At 74.0% G+C, this 24,399-nt stretch carries 23 protein-coding genes and 2 pseudogenes; 9 read left to right on the top strand and 16 right to left on the bottom strand.

Annotated elements, in window-relative coordinates:
- Nucleotides 1–33 precede the first annotated feature (33 nt).
- The 5 genes from paaE to paaA are packed head-to-tail and all read right to left on the bottom strand — an operon-like array spanning nucleotide 34 to nucleotide 3,797.
- Entirely contained in the window at nucleotides 34–1,146 is a 1,113-nt protein-coding gene (gene paaE / locus AC0QU1_RS16880) for a 1,2-phenylacetyl-CoA epoxidase subunit PaaE (RefSeq protein ID WP_483570883.1), read from the bottom strand.
- Nucleotides 1,146–1,631: a 1,2-phenylacetyl-CoA epoxidase subunit PaaD gene (gene paaD, locus AC0QU1_RS16875; protein WP_483570881.1), complete on the bottom strand. Its 486-nt coding sequence runs from the start codon at nucleotides 1,629–1,631 to the stop codon at nucleotides 1,146–1,148. Before paaD ends, paaE begins: the two co-directional genes overlap by 1 nt.
- 5 nt (nucleotides 1,632–1,636) lie before the next feature.
- The gene (gene paaC / locus AC0QU1_RS16870) at nucleotides 1,637–2,515 is read right to left on the bottom strand and encodes a 1,2-phenylacetyl-CoA epoxidase subunit PaaC (RefSeq protein ID WP_483570880.1); all 879 of its coding nucleotides are present in this window, start codon (nucleotides 2,513–2,515) and stop codon (nucleotides 1,637–1,639) included.
- On the bottom strand, nucleotides 2,512–2,820 hold the full coding sequence (gene paaB, locus AC0QU1_RS16865; RefSeq protein WP_483570879.1) for a 1,2-phenylacetyl-CoA epoxidase subunit PaaB: 309 nt from the start codon (nucleotides 2,818–2,820) through the stop codon (nucleotides 2,512–2,514). Before paaB ends, paaC begins: the two co-directional genes overlap by 4 nt.
- On the bottom strand, nucleotides 2,817–3,797 hold the full coding sequence (gene paaA / locus AC0QU1_RS16860) for a 1,2-phenylacetyl-CoA epoxidase subunit PaaA (RefSeq protein ID WP_483570877.1): 981 nt from the start codon (nucleotides 3,795–3,797) through the stop codon (nucleotides 2,817–2,819). The genes paaB and paaA overlap by 4 nt, the downstream gene beginning before the upstream one ends.
- A 108-nt stretch (nucleotides 3,798–3,905) precedes the next feature.
- On the opposite strand from paaA, the gene AC0QU1_RS16855 reads away from it, so the two are divergent.
- Complete coding sequence (locus tag AC0QU1_RS16855) at nucleotides 3,906–4,505, top strand: TetR/AcrR family transcriptional regulator (protein WP_483570876.1); 600 nt, start codon at nucleotides 3,906–3,908, stop codon at nucleotides 4,503–4,505.
- Nucleotides 4,506–4,635: 130 nt separating this feature from the next.
- Here the strand turns inward: AC0QU1_RS16855 and paaZ are convergent, their stop codons facing one another.
- The 11 genes and pseudogenes from paaZ to AC0QU1_RS16800 all read right to left on the bottom strand — a co-directional run bounded on the left by paaZ (nucleotide 4,636) and on the right by AC0QU1_RS16800 (nucleotide 15,024).
- Nucleotides 4,636–6,702 (bottom strand): phenylacetic acid degradation bifunctional protein PaaZ, encoded by a 2,067-nt coding sequence (paaZ, locus tag AC0QU1_RS16850; RefSeq protein ID WP_483576722.1) that lies wholly within the window; start codon nucleotides 6,700–6,702, stop codon nucleotides 4,636–4,638.
- Between the two features lie 126 nt (nucleotides 6,703–6,828).
- Nucleotides 6,829–7,536 (bottom strand): annotated as a pseudogene (locus tag AC0QU1_RS16845) (3-hydroxyacyl-CoA dehydrogenase family protein); the annotation flags it as partial.
- Between the two features lie 41 nt (nucleotides 7,537–7,577).
- Nucleotides 7,578–8,315 (bottom strand): enoyl-CoA hydratase/isomerase family protein, encoded by a 738-nt coding sequence (locus AC0QU1_RS16840; RefSeq protein ID WP_483570875.1) that lies wholly within the window; start codon nucleotides 8,313–8,315, stop codon nucleotides 7,578–7,580.
- A 220-nt stretch (nucleotides 8,316–8,535) separates the two neighbouring features.
- Nucleotides 8,536–9,057, bottom strand: a complete 522-nt coding sequence (locus tag AC0QU1_RS16835; RefSeq protein WP_483570873.1) for an alpha/beta fold hydrolase — start codon at nucleotides 9,055–9,057, stop codon at nucleotides 8,536–8,538.
- Nucleotides 9,057–10,025 (bottom strand): GNAT family N-acetyltransferase, encoded by a 969-nt coding sequence (locus AC0QU1_RS16830; protein WP_483570872.1) that lies wholly within the window; start codon nucleotides 10,023–10,025, stop codon nucleotides 9,057–9,059. The genes AC0QU1_RS16835 and AC0QU1_RS16830 overlap by 1 nt, the downstream gene beginning before the upstream one ends.
- Before the next feature lie 420 nt (nucleotides 10,026–10,445).
- Nucleotides 10,446–10,934, bottom strand: coding sequence for a GNAT family N-acetyltransferase (locus AC0QU1_RS16825; RefSeq protein ID WP_483570871.1), 489 nt, complete (start codon nucleotides 10,932–10,934; stop codon nucleotides 10,446–10,448).
- A 19-nt stretch (nucleotides 10,935–10,953) separates the two neighbouring features.
- A complete protein-coding gene (locus AC0QU1_RS16820; RefSeq protein ID WP_483570869.1) occupies nucleotides 10,954–11,436 on the bottom strand; it encodes a GNAT family N-acetyltransferase in 483 nt (160 codons plus the stop codon).
- A 111-nt stretch (nucleotides 11,437–11,547) separates the two neighbouring features.
- A complete protein-coding gene (locus tag AC0QU1_RS16815) occupies nucleotides 11,548–11,943 on the bottom strand; it encodes a nitroreductase family deazaflavin-dependent oxidoreductase (RefSeq protein ID WP_483570868.1) in 396 nt (131 codons plus the stop codon).
- Nucleotides 11,944–12,194: 251 nt separating this feature from the next.
- Nucleotides 12,195–12,983, bottom strand: a pseudogene (locus tag AC0QU1_RS16810) (ABC transporter ATP-binding protein); the annotation flags it as partial.
- Nucleotides 12,980–14,023 (bottom strand): putative F420-0 ABC transporter permease subunit, encoded by a 1,044-nt coding sequence (locus AC0QU1_RS16805; RefSeq protein ID WP_483570867.1) that lies wholly within the window; start codon nucleotides 14,021–14,023, stop codon nucleotides 12,980–12,982. The gene AC0QU1_RS16805 and the pseudogene AC0QU1_RS16810, both read right to left, overlap by 4 nt.
- Complete coding sequence (locus AC0QU1_RS16800) at nucleotides 14,020–15,024, bottom strand: putative F420-0 ABC transporter substrate-binding protein (protein WP_483570865.1); 1,005 nt, start codon at nucleotides 15,022–15,024, stop codon at nucleotides 14,020–14,022. Before AC0QU1_RS16800 ends, AC0QU1_RS16805 begins: the two co-directional genes overlap by 4 nt.
- Nucleotides 15,025–15,327: 303 nt before the next feature.
- Between AC0QU1_RS16800 and AC0QU1_RS16795 the strand changes: the two genes are divergently transcribed.
- The 8 genes from AC0QU1_RS16795 (at nucleotide 15,328) to AC0QU1_RS16760 (ending at nucleotide 24,332) form a co-directional block, all read left to right on the top strand.
- Nucleotides 15,328–16,182 (top strand): ABC transporter permease subunit, encoded by an 855-nt coding sequence (locus AC0QU1_RS16795; RefSeq protein ID WP_483570863.1) that lies wholly within the window; start codon nucleotides 15,328–15,330, stop codon nucleotides 16,180–16,182.
- A 104-nt stretch (nucleotides 16,183–16,286) separates the two neighbouring features.
- Complete coding sequence (locus AC0QU1_RS16790; protein WP_483576720.1) at nucleotides 16,287–17,138, top strand: ABC transporter ATP-binding protein; 852 nt, start codon at nucleotides 16,287–16,289, stop codon at nucleotides 17,136–17,138.
- A gap of 49 nt (nucleotides 17,139–17,187) precedes the next feature.
- Complete coding sequence (locus tag AC0QU1_RS16785) at nucleotides 17,188–18,795, top strand: ABC transporter permease (RefSeq protein ID WP_483570862.1); 1,608 nt, start codon at nucleotides 17,188–17,190, stop codon at nucleotides 18,793–18,795.
- A 161-nt stretch (nucleotides 18,796–18,956) separates the two neighbouring features.
- Nucleotides 18,957–20,117: an ABC transporter substrate-binding protein gene (locus AC0QU1_RS16780; protein WP_483570861.1), complete on the top strand. Its 1,161-nt coding sequence runs from the start codon at nucleotides 18,957–18,959 to the stop codon at nucleotides 20,115–20,117.
- A 17-nt stretch (nucleotides 20,118–20,134) separates the two neighbouring features.
- Complete coding sequence (locus AC0QU1_RS16775) at nucleotides 20,135–20,992, top strand: SDR family oxidoreductase (RefSeq protein ID WP_483570860.1); 858 nt, start codon at nucleotides 20,135–20,137, stop codon at nucleotides 20,990–20,992.
- 129 nt (nucleotides 20,993–21,121) lie between these two features.
- Nucleotides 21,122–22,165, top strand: coding sequence for a DUF6973 domain-containing protein (locus tag AC0QU1_RS16770; protein WP_483570859.1), 1,044 nt, complete (start codon nucleotides 21,122–21,124; stop codon nucleotides 22,163–22,165).
- Between the two features lie 80 nt (nucleotides 22,166–22,245).
- Nucleotides 22,246–22,605, top strand: a complete 360-nt coding sequence (locus AC0QU1_RS16765; RefSeq protein WP_483570858.1) for a hypothetical protein — start codon at nucleotides 22,246–22,248, stop codon at nucleotides 22,603–22,605.
- Between the two features lie 146 nt (nucleotides 22,606–22,751).
- The gene (locus tag AC0QU1_RS16760; RefSeq protein WP_483570857.1) at nucleotides 22,752–24,332 is read left to right on the top strand and encodes a molybdopterin-dependent oxidoreductase; all 1,581 of its coding nucleotides are present in this window, start codon (nucleotides 22,752–22,754) and stop codon (nucleotides 24,330–24,332) included.
- Nucleotides 24,333–24,399: the final 67 nt, after the last annotated feature.

Genomic DNA, 24,399 nt, shown 5'->3' with positions numbered 1-24,399 from the left:
GCGGCGGGCGGTGGTGCCGGCTGGGCGGGATGGTCAGGTGTCGTAGTCGACGGTCACGTCGGCGCTGGTCGGGTGCGACTGGCAGGTCAGCACGTAGCCCGCCTCGATCTCGTCGGCCTCCAGGGCGTAGTTCTCCGTCATCCGCACCGAGCCGGTCGTGAGCTTGGCCCGGCAGGTGCCGCACACCCCGCCGGTGCAGGCGTACGGGACGTCGGGCCGCACTCGGAGCGCCGCGTTGAGGATGCTCTCGACGGCGGGCTCCGGTATCACCACGGTCGAGGTCCGGCCGTCCAGTGTGAACGCGACGGTCGCGGCGTCGGCGCTCGGGACGGCGTCGGCCCGCGGCGGGCGGGCGGCGGGGGAGGGCGCCGGGCGCCCGGTCGTGAACAGCTCGAAGCGCACGTGCCGCGAGTCCACGCCGGCGGCATCGAGCCGCCGGCGGCAGGTTTCCACCAGGTCGAGCGGGCCGCAGAGGAACCACTCGTCGACGGTCGACGGCGGCACGAGGTCGGCGAGGATGCCCTCCAGCCTGTCGGCGTCGATCCGGCCCGAGAGCAGCCTCGAGACGCGTTCCTCGCGCGAGAGCACGTGGTGGAGCGCCAGCCGGTGCGGGTACCGGTCCTTCAGGTCGGCGAGCTCGTCGAGGAACATCACGTCGAGCGACGTGCGGTTGGCGTAGACGAGGCTGAACCGCGCGTGGTCGGTCCCGCCGAGGATCGTCCGCACGAGCGCCATCAGCGGGGTGATGCCCGAGCCCGCCGCGATCGCGGCGAAGTGCTTGCCCTCCGCCGTCGCGAGGTCCGTCGTGAACGTGCCCTGCGGGCTCATCACGTCCAGCCGCATCCCCGGCGCGAGGTGGTCGTTGGCCCAGGCCGAGAACACGCCACCGACGTCGCGCTTGATCGCGACCCGCAGCTCGCCCGGACGCGGCTCCTGGCAGATCGAGTAGCTGCGGCGCAGCTCGGAGCCGGGCGTCGCGCGGTCGGTCCGGAGCGCCACGTGCTGGCCGGGGGCGTAGTCGTAGTCGTCGCGCAGGTCGTCCGGCACCGCGAGGGTGACCTCGATGCTGTCGGCGGTCAGCCGTCTGACCCCGCTCACCTCCAGCGTGTGGAAACGTGCGCGCTTGCGGGCCGCCGTCGTCGTCATCACAGGACCTTGAAGTAGTCGAACGGCTCGGCGCACGCACGGCACTCGTAGAGTGCCTTGCACGAGGTCGAGCCGAAGCGCGAGACCTCGCGGGTGTCGGCGGAGCCGCACCGCGGGCAGCGCGGCGCGAGGATGAGCCGGACGGGCCCGGCCGCGCGCCGGCCCGTCGGCGGCGCGATGCCGTACCGTGCGAGCTTTTGCCGGCCGGCCTCGGTCAGCCAGTCCGTGGTCCAGGCGGGGGAGAGCACGGTCCGCACGTCGACGTCGGCGTAGCCCGCCTGCCGCAGCTCCCGGACCAGGTCGGCGCGGATGGCGTCCACGGCGGGGCAGCCCGAGTACGTCGGCGTGATCGTCACCTCGACCCGGTCGCCGCGCTCGGCGACCCCGCGCAGGATGCCGAGGTCCTCGATGGTCAGCACGGGGATCTCCGGGTCGACCACCGTGGCGGCGATCTCCCGGGCGCTCCTGCGGACGGCGTCGGCCATGGGCGTCACCAGGTGGCCCCTGGGTGCTCGCGGGCGAGCACCTGCATCTCGGCCAGGAGATACCCGAGGTGCTCGGTGTGCCAGCCGCGCCGTCCTCCGCCGCGTGCGGTGTCGGACGGCGGGAGGTGCACGCCGGTCTCCGCGGCCAGCGCATCCATGGTCTGGTCGAACGCGGGCCGCAGCTCCGACGGCCGGACGGCGACGCCGTCGAGCCGGTCGACGAGCGGCTCGTCACGGAACAGGTCGCCGGCGTACGGCCACACGTGCCCGAGCGCTGCGTCGAGCCGGCGGCGCGACTCCTGCGTGCCGAGCGCCAGGCGCCGGAACCACTCGATCGTGTGCTCGCGGTGGTACTCGACCTCCTTGACCGCCTTGGCCGCTATCGCCGCGAGGGTCTCGTCGCGGGAGTCCTGGAGCCGCGCGTAGAGCTCTGCCATGTAGACCGCCGCTGCGAGCTGCCGCACGAGCGTGTGGGCGTAGTCGCCGTTGGGCTGCTCGGCGAGCTGGCTGGAGCGGAACTCGCGCTCGCCCCGCCAGTAGGCGAGGTCGTCCTCGGTGCGGCCGGTCGCCGTCCCCGCGTAGGCCAGGAGGGACCGCGCGTGGCCCAGGAGGTCGAGTGCGATGTTGGCCAGCGCCACGTCCTCCTCGAGCTCGGGCGCGCGCGAGATCCACCAGCCGAGCTGCTGGGCGAGGATCAGGGCGTCGTCGCCCAGCCACAGGGCGTACTCGGCGATGTCGTCGGTCGCCACCGCCCCGCGGCGCGCCACGATCTCGCCGGCCAGCGTCACCCGGTCCACGACGACGTCGCCGTGCGGGTCGTCCTCGCCGAGGCCGAGGGTGACGCCGTCGGCGTCGCCCCCGAGCGCGTCCGCCGGCCCGCTCACAGGTGCTTCACCCCCTCGGACCTCGTGTAGTAGACGGCGTGGCGGTAGTTCTTGCCCGCCGGTGACTCGAAGTACCTGCCCTTGGCGTCCGGGTCCGACGTCGTGATGAGCTCGGCAGGCACCACCCAGATGGACTCGCCCTCGTTGCGGCGGGTGTACAGGTCGCGCGCGTTCTGGAGCGCCATCGTCGCGTCGGGTGCGTGCAGCGACCCCGCGTGCACGTGGGACAGGCCGCGCTTCGACCGGACGAACACCTCCCAGAGGGGCCAGGTCTCGCGGTCGTCGGCGGCGCCGGGCGCGCTCATGCGGCGCCGTCCTGCCGGGCCTGCCGGTGCGCGTAGGCCGCTGCGGCCTCCCGTACCCACGCGCCCTCCTCGTGCGCCCGACGGCGGTGGGCCATGCGCTGGGTGTTGCAGGGGCCGCGGCCCGCGAGCACCTCGCGGAACTCGTCCCAGTCGAGCTGCCCGTAGTCGTAGTGCCCGCGCTCCTCGTTCCACCGCAGGTCGGGGTCGGGCAGGGACACGCCGAGGAACTCGGCCTGCGGCACGAGCATGTCGACGAAGCGCTGGCGCAGCTCGTCGTTGCTGAACCGCTTGATGTTCCAGGCCATCGACTGCTGAGAGTTGGTGCTCTCGGCGTCCGGCGGGCCGAACATCATGAGGCTCGGCGCGTACCAGCGGTCCACCGCGTCCTGCGCCATGGCCCGCTGCCGCGGCGTGCCGTTCATGAGCTCGAGCAGGACCTCGAAGCCCTGGCGCTGGTGGAACGACTCCTCCTTGCAGATCCGTACCATCGCGCGCCCGTAGGGGCCGTACGACGCGCGGCACAGCGGGACCTGGTTGCAGATGGCGGCGCCGTCGACCAGCCAGCCGATGGCCCCCATGTCGGCCCAGGTGAGGGCCGGGTAGTTGAAGATGGAGGAGTACTTCGCCGTGCCGTCGACGAGCGCCTGGAACATCTCGTCGCGGGGCGTGCCGAGGGTCTGCGCCGCCGAGTAGAGGTAAAGCCCGTGCCCCGCCTCGTCCTGGACCTTCGCCATGAGGATCGCCTTGCGCTTGAGGCTGGGCGCCCGCGTGATCCAGTTCGCCTCCGGCTGCATGCCGATGATCTCGGAGTGCGCGTGCTGCGAGATCTGCCGCACGAGGGTCTTGCGGTACCGCTCCGGCATCCAGTCCCGTGGCTCGATCCGCGAGTCGGCGGCGATCAGCTCGTCGAAGCGGTCCTGGCCCGCGACGTCGTCGGGCGAGCGCTCGGTGGGGCCCGGCTCGGCAAGGGCGGTCATCAGCGTCCTCCTCGGCTGACTTACCGATCGTTCGGTTAGTATATCCCGGTGGACCAGAGCGCGGTACCCCTGCGTCCGGCGGGCGGCCGCCGTGCCAGACTGAGCCCGATGGCGGACAAGACCGAGACCCGGCGGGGTCGGCCCGGCTACGACCAGCAGGCGATTCTCGAGGTCGCGGTGGCGGTCTTCAACGAGCATGGCTACGAGGCGACGTCGATGGGCATGCTCGCCGAGCGCCTGGGGCTGTCCAAGGCCGCGATCTACCACCACGTCTCGTCGAAGGAGCAGCTCCTGGAGCTCGCGCTGGGCCGGGCGCTCGACGGCCTGGAGGGCGTCCTCGACGAGTCGCGCGGCCAGGGCGACGCCGCCGCACGCCTCTCCTTCCTGCTCAGGGGAGCCGTGCACGTGCTCGTGCGGGAGCTGCCCTCGGTGACCCTGCTCCTGCGGCTGCGGGGGAACTCCGAGGTCGAGCGCGCCGCGCTGGCGCGCCGCCGGAAGTTCGACAAGGCCGTGACTGAGCTGGTCGTCGAGGCGCAGCGCGACGGGTCGATCCGCAGCGACATCGCCGCGGGCGTGGCCGAGCGGCTGCTCTTCGGGATGGTGAACTCCATCGCCGAGTGGTACCGGCCGGAGGGCGCCGAGGCCGCCGACCGGCTCGCGGCCGATCTGCTCGCCGTCGCGTTCGACGGCCTCCGCACGGCGCGCTGAGCCTGGGCCTGCTCCGCGCTCGGACGGCCTCTTGCTCGACCGGCCGTGCGCTGGGCGGCCCTCCCGCTCGACGCTGGCTCCCGCTCGACCGGCCACGCGCTCGGGCGACCCGCGCCAAGACGACCCACGCTCAGGCCGCGCGTTCCTTCGCGACCAGCGTGAGCACGTCGTAGGTGGCGGTCGTCTCGTCGTCCTGGTTCTTGAGCACCGCATCCCAGCGCACCTCGCCGTAGTCGTCGGTCTCGCGCGGCGTGATCTGCTTGGCGGTGAGCTCGACGCGGATCCGGTCGCCCGGCGAGACCGGCGTGAGGAAGCGGAGGTTCTCCAGCCCGTAGTTCGCCAGCACGGGTCCGGGGTCGGGGTCCACGAACAGCCCGGCGGCCCACGAGACGAGCAGGTAGCCGTGGGCCACCCGGCCGGGGAAGAACGGGTTGGCCGCGGCGGCGGCCTCGTCCATGTGGGCGTAGAACGTGTCCCCGGTGAACCGCGCGAACGTCTCGATGTCGTCGAGCGTCACCTCGCGGCTGTCGGACACCACCTGGTCACCGACCCGCAGCTCGGCGAGGCTCTTGCGGAACGGGTGCACGCCGTCCGCCACGGTGCGTGCGCCCGGGTGCCAGACGCCCGTGAGCGCGGTGAGCATGTCGGGCGAGCCCTGCACCGCCGTGCGCTGCATGTGGTGCAGCACCGCGCGGATCCCGCCGAGTTCCTCGCCGCCGCCCGCGCGGCCCGGTCCGCCGTGCACGAGCCCGGGCAGGGGCGAGCCGTGGCCCGTCGAGCTGCGGGCGTCGTCGCGGTCGAGCAGGAGGATCCGGCCGTTGTACGCGGCGGCCCGCTCCACGAGCGCGACGGCGAACCGCGGGTCGTGCGTGGCGACGCTCGTGACGAGCGAGCCCCCGCCGCGTGCCACCAGGTCGGCGGCCTCCTGCACGGTGTCGTACGTGATGAGCGAGGAGACGGGGCCGAACGCCTCGATCTCGTGCACCGCCTCGGGCGCGTCCGCCGGGAAGCGCAGCAGGATCGGCGCCACGAAGGCGCCGTCGGCGGCGACCCCCTGCGACCCGTCGGCGCGCAGCACGGCCGGGGCGTCCGTGGACCCGCACACGATCTCACCGCCGGCCGCCTTCAGCTTTGCAACCTGGCGCAGCACCTCGTCGCGCTGGTCGAGCGAGGCGAGCGGCCCCATGGTGACGCCGTCCGCGCGCGGGTCGCCCAGCACCGTCTTGTCCGCGATCCGCGCCTCGACGGCGGCGACGACGTCGGCGGCGAGCGCCGCCGGCACGACCGCACGCCGGATCGCCGTGCACTTCTGCCCGGCCTTGGCCGTCATCTCGGTGACGAGCTGGCGCACGAAGGCCTGGAACTCGGGGGTATCGGCGGTCGCGTCGGGTCCGAGGACGGAGGCGTTGACGGAGTCGGTCTCGCTCGTGAACCGCACGCCGCCGGTCTGCACGACGGCGTGCGACCGCAGCCGGTCGGCGGTGGACGCCGACCCGGTGAAGGCGACCAGGTCCCCGAGGCGGAGCTCGTCCATGAGGCTGGGGACGCTCCCGGAGACGAGCGAGAGCGACCCGGCAGGGAGCAGGCCCGACTCGACGAGGATGCGCACGGCCGCCTCGGTGAGGTAGCCGGTCGGGGTCGCGGGCTTGACCACGGTGGGCAGGCCGGCCAGGAAGGCGGGCGCGAACTTCTCCAGCCACCCCCACACCGGGAAGTTGAACGCGTTGATCTGCACCGCGACGCCGGGCAGGCGGGTGTAGACGTGGCGGCCGAGGAAGCTGCCGTCCTTGGACAGGATCTCCGTGGGCCCGTCCACGTACACGGTCGCGTTGGGCAGCTCCCTGCGGCCCTTCGACCCGTAGCTGAACAGCACGCCGATGCCGCCGTCGATGTCGATCCAGGAGTCGGCCTTGGTCGCGCCCGTCCGCGCCGACAGGGCGTAGAGCTCGTCCTTGCGCTCGGTCAGGGTGAGGGCGAGCTGCTTGAGGAGGAGAGCTCGCTGGTGGAACGTCAGCGCGCCGAGCGACCGCTGTCCCACCGTGCGCGCGTGCTCCAGCGCGCCCGCGAGGTCGATCCCCGCGGTGCTCACGTGGGCGACCGCCTCGCCGGTCGACGCGTCGCGCACGAGGGTCGCACCGGCGTCGTCCGCCGGGGACCACCACTCGTCGCGGAGGAAACTGGGCAGGATCATCGCCATCGAACTGCTCCTTGGGGTTGACGGTTCACTGCTCGGTCCAGTCGAAGAAGCCCGCGCCGGACTTGGCCCGAGCCGTCCCTCCGCCACCATCTCGCGCAACAGCGCGGGCGGGGCGAAGCGGTCGCCCAGCTTCTCGTGGAGGTACTCGGCGATCCCCAGGCGCACGTCGAGGCCGACGACGTCGGTGGTGCGCAGCGGTCCGGTTGCGTGCCGGTAGCCCAGCACCATCGCCGCGTCGATGTCCTGCGCGCTCGCGACGCCGTCCTCCAGCATGCGGATCGCCTCCAGGGCGAGCGCGACGCCGAGGCGCGACGACGCGAAGCCGGGGGAGTCGCGTACGGTCACGGCGGTCTTGCCGAGCGCGCTCACCCAGCCCTGGGCCCGCTCGACGACGGCGTCGGCCGTCGCCGCGCCTGTCACCACCTCGACGAGGGCCGAGGTGGGAACGGGGTTGAAGAAGTGCAGGCCGAGGAAGTCCGCGGGCCGGACGAGGCTCGCGGCGAGCCCGTCGATCGAGAGCGACGAGGTGTTGCTCGCGAGGACCGCGCCGTCGGCGACGACCGCCTCGACCGCGGCGAGCACCGTGCGCTTGAGCTCCGGGCTCTCGGGCACGGCCTCGACGACCAGCTCGCGGTCCGCGAGGAGCCCGCGGTCGGCGGTGACCGTGAGCGCGGCGGCGAGCTCGTCGTCGGCCATCGACGTCGTGCCCTTGGCGACGCTGCGGGCGATCGCGGCCCGGATTCCCGCCGCGGCCTGCGCGAGCGCGTCGGGCTGGTCGACGACGACGACGTCGGCGCCGGCCAGGAGGAAGGCGTGGGCGATCCCGGTGCCCATGCGGCCGCCGCCCAGTACGCCGACCCGTTCGGGAGCGCCGGTCATGACTTCTGCTTCCGGGTCAGGAACTCGGTCATGCGCCGCCGCTTCTCCGGGGACTCGAACAGCAGGGCCTGCGTCTGGTCGTCGATCGCCGGGTGCGCGGACGGCGGCGCGGCGAGCACCGCCTTGGTGAGCCGTGTGGCCAGGGGGTCGTTGCGCGCGATCCGGTCCGCCAGATCGTGCGCGGTGGTGAGCAGTTCGGCCGACGGCACGACCCGGGAGACGAGGCCGGCCGCCAGCGCCTCCTGGGCGTCCAGGACCCGGCCCGTGAGCAGCAGCTCGCGGGCCAGGGCGTCCCCGACGATCGCGGGCAGCCGCCAGGTCGCCCCGGCGGCGGCGATGATGCCGAGGCCGGTCTCGGGGTTGCCGATCCGTAGGCCCTCGCCGGCGATCCGGAGGTCGGCGGCGTAGGCGAGCTCGGCGCCGCCGCCGAGCGTCCAGCCGTCGACCGCCGCGATGACGGGCATCGGGAGCCGCGCGATCCGGTCGAAGAGCCGGGAGTTGATGCCGGCGAGGGCGTCCGCCGCCGTCCGTTCGCGCAGCTCGGCGATGTCGGCGCCCGAGGCGAAGGCGTCGGGGGAGCCGGCGAGCACGAGGATCCGCGGCTCGGCCTCGAGCTCCGCGCAGAGGGCGTGCAGCTCGTCGACCATGGCGCGCGTGATCGCGTTGCGGGTCGACGGGTGGTCGAGCACCGCCTCGATGCGGTCGGCGCGCCGGTCGACGCGGAGCTCGCTCATGCGCGCCCCGCGGTCATCGCCTGGCCCAGCCCGGCGCGGCCGGTCGGAAACGCATCGCCCATGATGCCCCGTCTCGTTATTACTGACCAAACGTTCGGTCAGCATATCCGCCGGGGCGGCGGTGCCGCAATCGGCCGGACGGTGCGATTGCCGGACGACTTCGCGCAGGCGAAACCGTCTGTCACGCCGTGGGCAGCGTGATCCGTGTCCGGGCAGCCGCTCAGGGGATCAGCCGGTCCACCAGCTCGAGGGTGTCCGAGGTGAAGTGCCCGTCGTCGCGCACCACGAGTGTCCCGCCGAGGCGGTCGAACATGGCCCGGCCCTGGTCGGCGTCGCAGCCGAACTCGTCGGTCACGGAGTTCAGAAAGACCAGCTCCCTGGCGTGCGACCGGATCGCGTCCCAGTCGTAGGTGTCCTGCAGCACGGGTTCGGGGCCGTCGTTCGGCAGCGTCGAGTAGCCCGCGACGAGCACCACCTGCGCCACCGTGACGTCGAGGTGCTCCAGGAGCGCCAGCAGCAGCGCGGCCCCGCCCGAGTGCCCCACCAGCACCGTGTCCTCGGTGAACGTGTGCGCCGCGAGCACCGTGGGCAGGAACGTCGCGATCGGCTCGACGTTGGTCCCCGGGTGGTGCGGCGTCTCGACGTCGTACCCGCGTGCCCGGAGCCGGGCGGCGAGCCACGGGTACCAGATCCACTCGGGCTCGGCGTTGGTGCCGTGGAAGATGATCGCCCTGCGTCCCATCAGCTCTCCTCGGTCGTGGCCGCCGGCACGCGCGCCGCGGCGCGGTCGACGACGAGGTGCACCTGGTCGAGGACCGGCTCGAAGCCGATCGCCGCGTACACGTGGTTGGACACCGGGTTGTCCCGGTCGGTGTAGAGGCAGACCCGGTGGCCGGCGTCGAGCACGCGCTGGGCCACCTCGGCGACCAGCGCCCGCGCGTACCCGCGCCCGCGGTGCTCGGCCGGCGTGTACACGGGGCCGATCCGAACCACGCCGAACGACGGCGGCCGGTGGGCGGTCAGGTGCACCGCCTCGCCGTCGACGTCCCACAGCCAGACGCCGCCCTCCTCGATCCAGCGCTCGGCGCCGGCGACCCGCTGCGGCTCGGCGATCGTGTCCGTGTCCGCGTTCGTGTCGGTGGTGCGGCCCGCCTGGGCGTCGGCGTCCGTGTGGAACACGTCGAACCACGCGGTGACCAGGTCGAGGTCGTCGAGCGTCGCGAGGCGGGCGCGGCCCGACGGCGCCGGGTCCGGTCGCGCGATGCGCGTCGCCTCCCAGAGGCGGTCCGGCCGGCCCTCGTGCACCGTGCCGCCGGTGGTCCGCAGCACCTCGTCCGTGAAGGCCCTGACGGCGGGCCCCGAGCCGTTGGCCGAGGTCAGGGGCGCCTCGTTCGTCCGAGCGGTGCGGTCGAGGGCCGCTCGGGCGAACAGCCGCGCCGCGTCCTCCGGCATCGCAGGGACCCACACCGTGTGCGGCGGGCTCGGCATCGTGCGCATCCCCGCCGCGACGACGGCGCCGTCGGCGTCCCGCACGGCCGCCCACCACATCGGGTGCTCCGGACGCGCCCCGCCCCGCGCGAACGTCCGCACGGCCTGGTGCGTCACCGACGCGACGACGCTCGAGACCACTGGCTCGGCGGCCAGCAGGTCGCCGGCGACGGCGAGGAAGGCGCTCGGATCGTCGAAAAGCTCGACGCTGTGTCCCGTCATGCCGGAATCGTGGCACGCCCGGACCCGGCCGATCGAGCGCTTTGGCGCCCATCCGCAGGACACCGATCCTCCACCGGCGCCGAACCGCAAGCTACGGCCCTACGTGGCGCCCGAACCGAAGGTTGTGTACGGATCGGACGGCTTGACGACGGGCAGCCTTCGGTTCGGCGACCCCATTGACGAGCAACTTGCGGTTCGGCGCCCGACCTGACGGCCAACTTGCGGTTGGGCATCCGATCGACACGTTCACTGCGGTTCGGCGCCGAACCGCAAGTTGGTCGCCCCTCCCGCCGGCGGTCGAACCGAAAGTTAGCTGCCCTCCCGCTGTCGAATCGAAAGATCCTGGTCGATCCAGGCACCGATGGACATGTGCCTTGCGGTTCGGCGGCGGTGGTGACGGTTAGCTTGCGGTTCGGCGGCTCAGCGGACCAGTCGAACCTCCAGGACGTCCGTGTCGGGGTCGGTCGCCGTCACGCCGTCGGGGAGGAAGCCGGCGCGCTGGAAGAACTTGCGCGCCCGCGGGTTGGACGCGAACGTCCAGAGCTGGGCGGGCGTGCCCGGCGGGAGGGCGTTCTCCAGCAGGGCGTGGCCCACGTTGGTGCCGTGGTAGCCCGGGTCGACGTACAGCTCGTGCAGCTCGACGGGCCGGGCCGGCGGCTGGCCCAGGTGCGGGCCCGACGGGTTCTTCATCGCGAAGCCGACGATCTTGTCGCCCACCTCGGCCACCAGGGCCTTGTTGCCGGCGGCGAGGATCCGCATCCAGCCCTCCGTGCGGGTGCCGAGCGTCTCGGTGTCCCAGTGGTCAGGCGGAAGGAGCTCGCCGTACACCGCGCGCCGGGTGGTCCAGTGCACCGCGGCGATGCCCACGGCGTCGTCCGGGGTCGAGGCGCGGATATGGAAGTCAGACATGAGGGGAACGGTAACCCGACTACCTGACCATCCGGACCTCTGCGAGGTCAGCGGTGCTCGTGTCGACCACCCGGGCGCCCTCCATGACGAACCCGTTGCGCTCGTAGAAGCGGCGGGCCCGCGGGTTGTCCTCGGCGACCCAGAGCTGGGCGGCGGTCCCCGGCGGCACGACGGCGTCCAGCAGCGCCTGCCCGACGCCCGTCCCGTGGTACGCCGCCAGGACGTAGAGGAGGTAGAGCTGCCGGTCGCGGACCGGCAGCACGTCGTCCTGCTCGACGGCGTCGCCCGCCATCGCGATGCCGATCACCTCGCCGTCCACCTCGGCGACCGTGGGCTCGGCGCCGTTGGACAGCCAGCGCTCCCACGTGGCGGTGCGGCGTTCGAGCGTTGCCGTGGCCCAGAACTCGGGCGGGAGGATCGCCCCGTAGGTGGTCACCCAGGTGGTGTGGTGCACCCGGGCGACCGCGGCGGCGTCGGACAGCGTGGCTGTGCGCAAGATCACGACGCGAAACATACTCCCGCGTCCGGAGGGCGGACGACGCCCGGCGGGACGGCGGCTCGGCGTCCGGGGAGGACGGCGACGGCGGGGAACACCTGCGCCGTCCGGCGACCGTCAGGCCGGGTGCAGGGTGCCGACCAGGCACTCCTCGATGCCGGCACCCGCCAGCGCCGTCGAGGGCACCGACCCGAGCCACTCGCGGGCCTCGTGCGCCGGGACGACCCGCACGTCCTTCACCACGAAGTCGGTGCCGCCACGGGTCAGCCGCACGGTTCCCGCGCTCATGGTGTTGCGGGCCCAGTCCGTGCCCGAGCCCCACGGCAGCGGCAGCACGGCCACGATCTCCTGCTCGGGCCGGGCCGCGAACGCGACCACCGGGGTGCGGTACTCCGTGCCGGACCTGCGTCCCACGTGGTGCAGCACCACGAACGGTGGGACGCGCCCTGCGACGCGGAGCACCCACGGGTTGACGAGCTTGCCTGCCTGGACGACGAACTCTGGAGCGGCCATGGCTCCCATCATCGTCCAGGCGCGCGCATCCGTCAGCCCGGGGCCGGACGGCGCCGTCGTCCAGGGGGTCAGCCGCGCTCGAAGGAGAGCACCGGACGCCCTGTGCGCGGGTGCCGCAGTACGTCGACGCGCACCCCGTAGACCGGCTCCAGCACGGCCGGGACCAGGACGTCGGCGACCGGTCCCGCCGCGACGATCCGGCCGTGGTCGAGCAGGACCAGGTGGTCGCAGGTCGCGGCGGCGAGGTTGAGGTCGTGCAGGGCGGCGACGACGGTCACCCCGTCGGCCGCCAGGTCGCGCAGCACCCGCATGGCGTGGAGCTGGGCGGCGATGTCCAGGTGGTTGGTCGGCTCGTCGAGCAGGAGCAGGCGGGGCTGCTGCGCCAGCGCGCGGGCCAGGTGGACGCGCTGCCGCTCGCCGCCCGAGAGGGTGCCGACCTCGCGGTCGGCGAGGTCCTTGGCGCCGGCGGTGTCCAGGGCGGCGAGCGCGGTGGCCCGGTCCGCCTGCGAGTCGCCCGCCAGCAGCGAACGGTGCGGGATGCGGCCCAGCAGGACGGCGTCCAGCACCGACAGCGGCAGGTCGGTCGTGGCGTCCTGCTCCACGAGGGCGAGCACGCGGGCGCGACCGCGACGGGACATCGCGGCCAGGTCGGCGCCGGCGAACGTTGTGCTCGGTTGTCCGGAGGGCGCGGCGGGTCCGGGTGGCGCGGCCAGCCCGGTCGGTTCGCTAGGCCCGGCCGATCCGGTGGGCCCCGTCGGTACGGCGGGCGCGTCCGGCCCGGGAGCCGACGGCGAGACGGGGCGCCCCGCCGCCTGCGCCCCGGCCAGGACGCGCAGCAGCGTGGACTTGCCCGAGCCGTTCGGGCCGAGCAGGCCGGTGACGGCGTCGGCGGGGGCGAGCACTCCGACGTCGTCCAGGATGAGCCTGCCGTCGATGCTCCAGGAGATGCCGTGCGCGGCCAAGCCCAGGTTGTCCGGGCCCACGCCATCCGGGCCCACGCCATCCGGGCCCACGCCGTCCACGCCCACGTCGTCGCTCATGCCCGCCCCCTCCCGCGCCACAGCAGGACCGCGAACACGGGCGCGCCGATCGCGGCCGTGACGATCCCCACCGGCAGCTCGCGCGGCTCGAACACGGTGCGGGCCAGGGTGTCGGCCCAGATCAGGAACGATGCCCCGGCCAGCGCCGACAACGGCAGCAGGAGCCGGTGCCGCGCCCCGGTGAGCAGCCGCACGGCGTGCGGCAGGATCAGCCCGACGAACCCGATGGACCCGCTCTGCGACACGAGCGCGCCGGTCAGCAGAGCGACGCCGATCAGGAGGACCCACCGGGCCCTGGCCACGGGGACGCCGAGGGCCGCGGCGGCCGTGTCCCCGAACGTGAACGCGTCGAGCACGGAGCCGGTCAGCGCGAGCAGCGTGCCCAGCACCAGGACGGCACCGCCGGTGATCGCCACCGACGTCCACGTCGCCGACGCGACCGAGCCCATGAGCCACGACAGCACCTCGCGGAACGCGTCGCCCGTGGCCGACCAGAAGATCACGAACGACACGGCCGCCGCGCAGAGCTGGCTGATCGCGAGCCCCGCCAGCACCGTGCGGGTGGGCGTGACCGCGCCGAGCGCGCCCGCGAGGGTGAGCGCCAGGGCGAGGGCCCCGACCGCGCCGGCGAACGCCGCGACCGGCAGCAGCAGCGGGACGCCGACCAGCAGCACCAGCACAGCGCCGAGCGAGGCGCCCGACGACAGCCCCAGCAGGTACGGGTCGGCGAGCGGGTTGCGCGTGAGCGACTGCATCACCGCACCGCACACCGCGAGGCCCGCGCCGACGGCGGCAGCCGTGAGGATGCGGGGCATCCGGAGCTGCCACACCATGCCGTCGCGCAGCGCGGACAGCGGTTCGAGGCCGAGCGGCCCGCCGAGCCCGAGATGCGTCGCCACGGACCGGCCCACCTCGGTCAGGGCGAGGTCCGCGGGCCCGATCGTCACCGCCACGCCGACGCTCGCCACCAGCACGAGCGCCGCGGCGGCCAGGGTGAGCCAGGCCCGGGACGAGCCCGCCCCGCGCACGGACCGGCTCACAGGTCGAGGTCGGCGAGCTGGTCCACCACCGAGGCCACGGCATCGACGTTCCGCACGCCCGCCTCGGTCGCCGGGAACGGCACCACGACGTAACGCTCCTCCTTGACCGCCGTCAGCTCGCGGGTGGCCGGCGTCTGCTCCAGGGTCGCGATCTTCGAGTCCGCGGTGTTCCACGCGGCGTCGACGAGCACGATGACGTCGGGGTCCGCCTCGACGATGCTCTCCCAGCCCAGCGAGGTCCAGGTGTCGTGGACGTCGGCGGCGACGTTGGTCAGCCCGGCCGCCGCCATGATCATCTGGGGCGCGCCGATGCCGGCGCCCACGTACGGGGTGCCCTCGCCAGAGGACCACCACAGCGCCGTCAGGCCGCGCTCGTCGGGCTCGATGGCGTCGAGCGCCGCGCGCTGCTCCGCGACGAGTGCCGACGCGGCCTCCTCGGCGTCGAACAGCGTGCCCACCTCCTCGATCTCGGCGAACACGCCGTCGAAGGTGAGCGGGTCGGGCATGTAGCCCTCCGCCTTGCAGGCGGCGGGGGAGACGTACGTCGCGACGCCGAGGCCGGCGAGGGTCTCGCGGTCGCCCGCGGTCTCCGCCGTCAGGTTGGACTCCCATCCGGCGTAGACCAGGTCGGGCTCCAGCTCGAGGGTCGCCTCGGCACCGGGCGCCTCTGCGGCGAACGGCTCCTCGACGGCGGGCACGGTCTCCAGGGAGTCGGGCACCGGGCCGTCGAGGAACGCCGACCCGACGATGCGGTCGCCCAGGCCGAGCGCGAGCAGCATCTCGGTGGTGGACGACTTGATCGTCACCACCCGCTCGGGCGGCGCCTCGACCGTCGTCTCGAAGCCGCAGTTGTCGAGCGTGACGGGAAAGCTGCCCGACGGCGGCGTCGCGCCGTCGGCGTCCGGCTCACCGGTGGCGGGGGCTGAGCAGGCGGCGAGGGTGAGCGCCGCGACGGCGGACACCGCGAGGGCAGGGGCAGGACGGACACGGCGGGGATTCACGGGATGGCTCCGGGGTCGACGAACGTTCCACGGCCTGGCGGCCGTGGGCTGACCAGCGACGCGCCATCTCGCGTCCGAGCGGGAAGCGGCTCACAGCGAGAGCCGCGTCCAGGGGCCAAGCAGGGCCCCGGACCCGCCGCCACGATACACCGGCGGTCGTCCACGGCCGACGGCGGCCGCGTCGTCCGCCCGCAGATCACAACTGGGCCACGAAGCACCGCGACCCACTGTGCTCACTTCGCCACAACTGGTATGAATCGGGCGGGTGAAATCTGGGGGGCGATCCATGCGTGAGGTGTCTCGGTGCTAGGGCGCGCGATGGCGGGCGCCGCCGGCGTGCTGCTGCTCGGCTTCGGCTGGGAGGGCTACAAGGCGGTCGCGCCCGACGACGGGCTCGTCGTGGGCGGCGTGCGGATCCTGCCGCGCACCACCGACGCCGCGATGCCGCACCTGTGGGACCTGGCGGCCCGTGCGGCCGAACCGGTCAGCACCGCGGCCGGCGCGCCGCCGCTGTGGCTCGTGACGCTGCGCGGCGCCGGGTTCTCCCTCGGGGTGGCGACGGCGGGCTGGGTGTGCGGCGTGCTGTTCGGGCTGCTGCTGGCCCTGGTCATGACGCGCCTGGCCCGGGCGCGCGCGGTGCTGCTGCCGTGGGTGGTGCTGAGCCAGGTGGTGCCGCTGGTCGCCGTCGTGCCGCTGGTCGCGCGGCCGGACTCGGCCGGCGGGCAGCCCTGGGTGCCGGTGGTGGCCGTCGCGGCCTACCTCGCGTTCTTCCCCGTGTCGATCGGCGCGCTGCGCGGGTTCACCGCACCCGACCACGACCGGGGTGGCCTGTACGTGGACCTCTTCCGGTCGTTCGGCGTCGGCTGGTGGTCCGGGTTCTGGCGGCTGCGGCTCCCGGCGTCGGTCCCGTACCTGCTGCCCGCGCTGCGCCTGGCGGCGGCGAACGCCGTCGCGGGGACCGTGGTCGCCGAGGTCTACACGGGCCTGGCGGGCGGCCTGGGGCGGCTGATCGTGGACTTCGGGGCGTCGGCCGCCGCCGACCCCGCCCGCCAGTGGTCGCCGCTGCTCGGCGCGGCGCTCGCGGGGCTCGCGGCGACGCTGGTCCTCGCGGTGGCCGGGATCGGGCTGCGGCGCTACCGGCCGGGGGAGGCGCGGTGAGCCCGGACGCGGGGTCGGGTGCTGGGCTGGACGCGGCGTTGGGTGCGGGGCCGGATGTGGTGCCGGGTTCCGGTCCGGATGTGGTGCCGGGTGCGGGTTCGGACGTGACGCCGGGCGCGGGTGCCGGCGTGGCCCCGGGTGCGGGTCCGGCCCCGCGGACCCCAGCGGTCGAGGTACGGGGCGCCACCCGCGAGTTCCCGGCCGACGCCGGATCGACGTCCGCGCTGGCCGGCGTCGACCTGACGGCCGGTGAGGGCGAGCTGGTGTCCCTCATCGGGCCGTCGGGCTGCGGCAAGTCGACGCTGCTGCGGCTGATCGCGGACCTGGACACCCCGACGTCCGGCAGCGTGACCGTGTTCGGCAAGACGCCCGCCCAGGCCCGGGCCGACCAGGACTACGGGATCGTGTTCCAGGAGGCGGGCCTGCTGCCGTGGCGCTCGGTGCGGGCGAACGTCGAGCTGCCCCTGCAGCTCCACGGCGAGCCGGCCGCCATCCGGCGGGCGCGGGCGCAGAGCCTGCTGGCGTTCGTGGGTCTGGCCGACTTCGCGGGGCACCGCCCGCACCAGCTCTCGGGCGGGATGCAGCAGCGGGTGGCGATCGCCCGGGCGCTGGCCCGCAGCCCGCGGCTGCTGCTGATGGACGAGCCCTTCGGCGCGCTCGACGAGCTGACGCGCGAGCGCATGCAGACGGAGCTGCTGAACCTCCGCGCGGCGACGGGGGTGGCGGTGGTGTTCGTGACGCACTCCATCCAGGAGGCCGTGTACCTCTCGGACCGGGTGGTGGTGCTCTCGGCGCGGCCGGGCCGCGTGGTCGACACGGTCGAGGTGGGCCTCGGTGATCCGGCGGACCGCGCCCAGAGCGGCGACGCGCTGCGGGCGGACGCGGCGTTCGTCGAGCTGACGTCCGCGGTCCGGGAGGCGCTGAACTCCTCCGGCCGAGCGGCCGCACCGACCTGAGGACCGACGACCGACGACCTGAGGACCGAGCGAGCAAGGGGGTGGTGCCATGACGCCGTGGCGCTCTGTGGGCCGGCTGAACCTGGTGCGGAACGAGCGGTGGGACGCTGCCGCGACGCCGTGGCGCTACCGGCGCCTGGTGGACGTGGCGCGCGATCAGCGGTGGGACGTTGCGGCGACGCCGTGGCGGTACCGGGGCCGGCTCGATGTGGTGCGGGACCAGCGGTGGGACGCTGCTGTGACCCCGTGGCGCTACCGGCGCCCGGTGGACGTGGTCCGGGATGAGCGGTGGGATGCCGCGGTAACGCCGTGGCGCTACCGCGGCCGGCTGGACCTGCTGCGGAACGAGCGCTGGGACGCCGCTGCGACACCCTGGCGGTACCGGGGCCCGCTGAACCTGGTGCCGAACGAGCGCTGGGATGCGGCTGCGACTCCGTGGCGGTACCGGGGTCCGCTGAACCTGGCGCCGAACGCGCGGTGGGACGCCGCCGTAACCCCCTGGCGCTATCGGGGCGCGCAGCGCGTGGTGGGCGACCAGCGGTGGGACATCGCCGTGACGCCCTGGCGGTACCGGGGCGGGCAGCGCGTGGTGCCGAACGAGCGGTGGGACGCCACCGTCACGCCCTGGCGGTACCGGGGTCGGCAGCACGTGATCCGCGACGAGCGGTGGGACGTCAGCCGCGACGTCGGCTGGCGGGCGGCGGTCTGGCGGGAGCGGCGGCCGGAAGGACTCGTGTCCGGTGCGCTGGACCTGGTGCGGGACCTGCGCCGCTGGCTCGAGGAGCTGCCGGACCGCACGGTCCTGGTCGGCGGACCGATAGCGGTGTGGCTGGTCGTCGTCCTCATCTGGCAGACGGCGACGACGCTCGGCGGTGTCGACCCGTACGTGGTGCCGCGGCCGACGGAGATCGTGGCCGAGCTCTTCGCCAACGCGGACGCCGTGGTGCCGGCGGCCCTGTCCACGGCCCGCAACGCGCTGCTGGGCCTGCTGGTGGGCGTCACCGTCGCGCTGCTCGGCGCCGCCCTCACCACGGCCAGCCACCTGATCGACGACCTGTCGTCGCCGGTGGTCACCGCCGCGGCGGCGATACCCGTCGTGAGCCTCGCGCCCGTCGCCTACGCGATGTACGGCACGGACTCCGAGGTGGCGCGCGTGGCGGTCGCCGCGGTCGCCGTCCTGGTGCCCGTCTACCTGAACACGCTGCGCGGGCTGCGGACCGTGGAGCCCGTGCACCGCGACCTCCTGCGGTCCTACGCGGCGACACCGTGGCAGGCCACGCGCACCGTGCTCCTGCCGGGGGCGCTGCCGTTCTTCTTCGTCGGGCTGCGGGTCGCCGCGCCGCTCGCCGTGGTGTCGGCGCTGGTCGCCGAGTGCTTCGGCGGTCCGGCGACCGGGCTCGGCACCGCCATCACCTCGGCCGCCGCGTCGAGCCACCACGGCCTCGCCTGGGCGTACGTGCTGGGCGCCATGGTCGTGGGCCTCGCGTTCCATTTGCTGGTCGACCAGCTCGAGAAGCTGCCGGAGACTCGGCTCCTGTTCCGGGCGGCGTTCGCCGAGCAGCCCGCGGCCCGGGAGGCCGACAGCGTGCTCGACCTCCCGTTCGTCACGGCCCGGCCGCAGGCGGCGGCGGCGCCCGACTCCGCGGCGGCGGCATAGTGCGCGGGGCAGGGCGCGCCGGGGCAGGGCGTGGCGGGGCGGCGCGCGCCGGAGCCGTTGATGGTGCAGCGGGGCGTGCCAGGGCAGGGAGCGTTGGGGCCGCGCGCGCTGGAGCAGCGCATGGTGCAGCGCGACGCACCGAAGCGGGTGGCGTCAGGCCGGTGCGCGCCGGAAGGAGCGCCACCCGCCGGGTGGCGCTCGGCGCCGCCGTCGCCCTGGCCGTGGCCGGCTGCGCCGGGATCGGCCCGGCGTCCGGCACCGGAGCCGACGGCGAGGACCTGACCCCCGTGACGTTGCAGCTCTCCTGGGTCAAGCAGGCGCAGTTCGCCGGCTACCTTGTGGCCGAGGAGCTCGGCTACTACGCCGACCAGGGCCTCGACGTCACGCTCCAGGAGGCGGGCAGCACCACCGTGCCGGTCGAGGTCCTGGCCCGGGGCGGGGCCGACTACGCCGTCTTTCCGGTGCCGCGCGCCCTCGGTTCGATCGAGCAGGGCGCCCGCGTGACGAACGTGGCGCAGGTGTTCGAGCGGTCGGGCACCGTGCAGGTCTCGGCCATGGGCCAGGGCATCGACGCGCCCGCCGACCTGGCCGGCAAGAAGGTCGGCGTCTGGGGCGACGGCAACGAGTGGGAGCTGTTCGCGGGGTTGCAGGCGGCGGGGGTCGACGTCGCGCGCGACGTCGAGCTGGTCCGGCAGGCCTCCGACCTGGGCGCCTTCGTGGCCGGCGACGTCGACGCCGCGCAGGCGACCACCTACGACGGGATGGCCCAGCTCCTCGAGACCGTCAACCCCGAGACGGGCGACCTGTACCAGCGGGACGAGCTGGAGACCATCGACTGGAACCGCACCGGCACGGCCCTGCTGCAGGACGCGGTCTGGGCCGACACCGCCCGCCTCGAGAGCGACCCCGCCTACGCGGACACCACCGTCGCGTTCCTCACGGCATCGCTCAAGGGCTGGACCTACGTGCGCGACCACCCGGAGCACGCCACGGCGATCGTCACGGCAGCGGCGTCCGCCTCCGGTTCCGTGCTGGGCACCTCGCACCAGTACTGGCAGACCAACGAGGTGAACCGGCTGATCTGGCCGTCCAGCCGCGGCATCGGCGCCGTCGACCACCGCGCGTGGGACCGCACGGTGGAGGCCGCGCTGACCACCCGGAACCCGGCGGGGGAGACGCTCCTGACGCAGGCGCCGCCTGCCTCGTCCGTCACGGACGAGTACGCCCGCGCGGCGCGGGCCAACCTCGCGGAGGAGGGCGTCGACGTCATCGGGCTGGGCTTCGAGCCCCGCCCCATCGAGCCGACGGCGGGCGGCGGGTGAGCGGTTACAGTGCCGCCATGAGCGACAGCACCGCCCCTGAGACCACCACCGGCCCGGCGAGCGGGCCGGTGCCCGAGGCCGCTCCCGCCGCCGGAACCGGCCCCACGACCAGGCCGGCCCGCCGCGCCCTGGTGACCGGGGCGTCGTCGGGCATCGGTGCGGCGACCGTGCGCCGGCTGCGAGCCGACGGCTGGGACGTCGTGGCCGCCGCACGCCGCGCGGACCGGCTGGAGGCGCTCGCGGCGGAGACCGGCTGCGAGGTCTACGCCGTGGACCTGACCGACGACCTCGCCGTCGCGGCCCTCGCCGACCACCTGGCCGCGACCGGCGGGCTCGACACCGTCGTGAACAACGCGGGCGGCGCGCTCGGCCTGGACCGCGTGGAGGACGCCGACGTCGACGGCTGGCGCCGGATGTACGAGATCAACGTGCTCGGCACGCTGCGCGTGACCAAGGCCGTGCTGCCCCTGCTGCGGGCGGCGGGGGCCGCCAAGGGCGTTGCCGACGTCGTGAACGTGACCTCGACCGCCGCACAGGGCGCCTACGAGGGCGGCGCCGGGTACACGGGCGCCAAGCATGCCGAGCACATGCTGTCCCAGACGCTGCGCTGGGAGATCGCGGGCGAGCCGGTGCGGGTCATCGAGGTGGCTCCGGGCGCCGTGGCGACCGAGGAGTTCTCGCTGGTCCGGTTCGGCGGCGACGCCGAGAAGGCGGCCGCGGTCTACGCGGGCTACACGCCCCTGGTGGCCGACGACATCGCCGACACCATCGCCTGGACCCTGTCCCGCCCGGACCACGTGAACATCGACCTGGTGACGGTCCGGCCGCGCGCGCAGGCGCACAACTCGAAGATCGTGCGGGGCACCGGGGTCTGACGTCGGGCGCCGCCGGGCAGGCTCCGTCCCTGGGACGGCTCCTTGACGATGGGGAGTATTACCCATGGTCAGGGCCTGTTCCGCACCGTATCTTCGAGGGAGGAGAAACCCGGCGGAGGGGGCGCTGACATGATGTACGGGTCGGACATCGAGGCGCTCCGGAGGCTCGGCGAGACGCTGGAGCAGAACGCGGAGACGCTGGAGGGCCAGATCGGCGTCATCGGAAAGCTGGTCGTCGGCGTCCCCTGGTTCGGACCGTCGGGCGGGATGTTCGAGGAGGAGTGGACCACCCTCCATCTCCCCGGGATGCAGGCCGCGGCACAGGGGCTGCGGACCGCCGGCCGGGCCGCCCTGCGCAACGCGGACGCGCAGGAGGGGACCAGCTCTGAGCTCGGCAGCGCGGGCTTGGCCTACGGGAATGGTTCGGGCAGCACGGGTTCCGACTCGACCGGAGGCCCCCTTGCGTTCCTCACCGGGGATGACGGCTCCGGGTCGGGTTCGGGGTCCGGGTCGGACGGCGAGCCCGACGGGGACACCCCGGAGCCGGGTCCGGTGCCGCTCGAGGACCGGAGGCCGACCGGCGAGATCCTGGAGGAGTACCAGGTCTCCGATGCGAAGATGATCCAGTGGGAGCCGGGGTGGCCGTTGAGCATGGCCACCGACCCGAAAGACATCACCGAACGCGAAGGCCAGATGCTGGACGACCTGTCGCTGGGCGAGAAGAGCGCCTTCAACGACATCCACGACGAGGCGTTCGCGGCGGCCGACGAACGGTTCCCGTCGGACGACCGCAACGACGACCAGAACGACGCGTTCCGGCACGCCTACTGGAACGCCCTGATGGCCTCTCGCTTCGGCGGGGAGTGGGCGGAGGACTACGGCACCGCGCACGAACAGCTCCCGGGAAACCCGGCGACGCGCGAGGCCATGGACCTGTACAACAACGAGGTGGGCCGGCGGATCGCCGCCGAGAACCCGGACGCGAGCCCCGAGGAACTCGCCGGTCTTGTGGAGCAGGCGGTACGGAACGGGGAGATGGTCGTTGTGGGGCCGGACGGCGAGTCGCTCGTGTACTCCGACCAGATCGCGCCGGGAGACACCGGCAACGCGGCCAACGACGAGCCGGCCGACGGCAAGGACCCCCACTTCAACGATGCGGACGCGGAGTCATGAGGCCCTCGCGGACTGCCGCCGCCGTGCTCGCTACCGTGCTGGCCGGCGCCCTGACGAGCTGTTCGATCCTCGGAGGAGACATGCCTGATCTGACGTTCGACGACACCGTGAACGAGGCGGTCCTGCGCGTCGCCCAGGACGGCACGACCGTGCCGGTGAGCGAGGTGGTCGACATCCCGTGGGACGAGGCGGCGCTCTTCGCCGAGGGCGAGCCGGTACAGGCGATCGAGGACGTCGTCGGTGAGACCGGGCTGAAGGGCGAACGCTACGTCTCGTCCGCCAACCTGATCGTGCTCCGCAGGGACGGCGAGGTCGTGAGCCTGATCGGCACCAGGGCCGACGTGTTCGACGGGGAGTACCGGGTACTGCTCGGCTCCGACGCGGTCCTCGCGCCGGAGGAGCGCGGCGTCGGCCTCGTCGTCCTGACGGCGGGGCCGTGACGCGCCGCCTCGCGACGGCGCCATGAACCGGGGTGCCGGCGGGGCAGACCGACCCGGGGGCGGTCCCGGCCCGAGGCTTCTTACGAGGTGGTGACAGCCCGTCGCCAGGGCACCGCCTGCCCCGATACGCGTGCCAGGCTGGGCGTATGACCCAGGCAACAGAGAGTCCGGCGAGCCCGCGGGCCGACCGCGCCCCCCACGACACCGGCCGGGCCATCCTGGCCGGCGTCCTCGCCGGTGCCGCGGGGCTCGCCGTCGCCGAGCTCGTCGCCGCCGTCGTCGCGCCCGGCGCGAGCACCCTTTTCGCGGGCGGCGCCGCCGTCATCGACGTCGTGCCGCCGTGGCTCAAGGACTTCGCCGTGCAGTGGTTCGGCACCAACGACAAGGCGGTGCTGCTCGGGTCGATGGGCGTGGTGCTGGCGGCAGGGGCCGCGCTGGCGGGCTGGCTCGAGCTGCGCCGCCCGCCGTCGGGCGCGCTGCTCATCGCGGCGGTGGGCGTGGTCGGGGCGATCGTCGCGGCCCTGCGTCCGGACGCTACGCCGCTGTGGGCGCTGCCGAGCATCGTCGGCATCGCCGGCGCGATGATCCTGCTGCGCGCGGCAGTGGCGCGGCTGCGGCCGGTGCCGGACCTGCGGGCTGGGGCTCGGGGCGACGGCGGCACGGTGGACCGGCGCGGGTTCCTCGTAGTCAGCGGGATCGCGGCGGGCGTGGCGGTGCTGGCGCTCGCGGGATCGCGGGTGATCTCGGCGGGATCGGCGGCGGTGAGCGCGGTGCGCGAGACGCTCCGCCTGCCTACCCCACGCACCGCGGCGCCGCCGGTGCCGGAGTCGGCCGACCTGCAGCTCGACGGCCTGACCCCGTACATCACACCGAACCCGGAGTTCTACCGCATCGACACCGCGCTCCGCGTGCCCCAGCTCGACCCGCAGGACTGGTCGCTGGAGGTGCACGGCCTGGTGGACGAGCCGTTCACCCTCACATGGGACGAGCTGCTCGCGCTGCCGCTCGAGGAACACCACGTGACGCTGGCCTGCGTGAGCAACACCGTGGGCGGCGACCTCATCGGCAACGCCCTGTGGCTGGGCTACCCGATCCGCGCCCTGCTCGAGCGCGCCAGGCCGCAGGCGGGCGCGGACATGGTGCTCTCGCGGAGCGACGACGGCTTCACAGCGGGCACCCCGCTGGAGGTGCTGCAGGACCCGGACCGGGACAGCCTGCTCGCGATCGGGATGAACGGCGAGCCGCTCCCCGTGGAGCACGGCTTCCCCGCGCGGCTCGTGGTGCCCGGCCTGTACGGGTACGTGTCGGCCACCAAGTGGGTGACGTCGCTCGAGGTCACCACGTTCGAAGCCGACCAGGGCTACTGGACCCCGCGCGGCTGGTCGGCGCTGGGGCCCGTCAAGGTCCAGTCGCGCATCGACGTCCCGCGCGGCTCGGTGGCGCCGGGCGCCGTGACGGTGGCCGGCGTGGCCTGGGCGCAGCACACCGGCATCGGTGCCGTGGAGGTCCGCGCCGACGACGGCGACTGGGTCGCCGCCGAGCTCGCCGAGACGGTGGGCCCGGACACCTGGCGGCAGTGGCGGGCGTCGATCGACCTGGAGGCGGGCGAGCACACGCTGGCGGTGCGGGCGACGGACGCCGACGGCCTGGTCCAGACCGAGGAGGAGGCCCCACCGGCCCCCGACGGTGCAACGGGCTGGCACACCATCACCGTGAGCGTCGGCTGATCTCGCGGGACCGATGACTTCGGGTGGCTCTCGTCGTCGAACAGGAGAACGATGAAGTAGAGTCCCG

Source organism: Promicromonospora noduliphila, assembly GCF_056951025.1.
The sequence above is the reverse complement of the archived record's forward strand: the minus strand, read 5'-3'. Positions and strand labels throughout refer to the sequence as shown.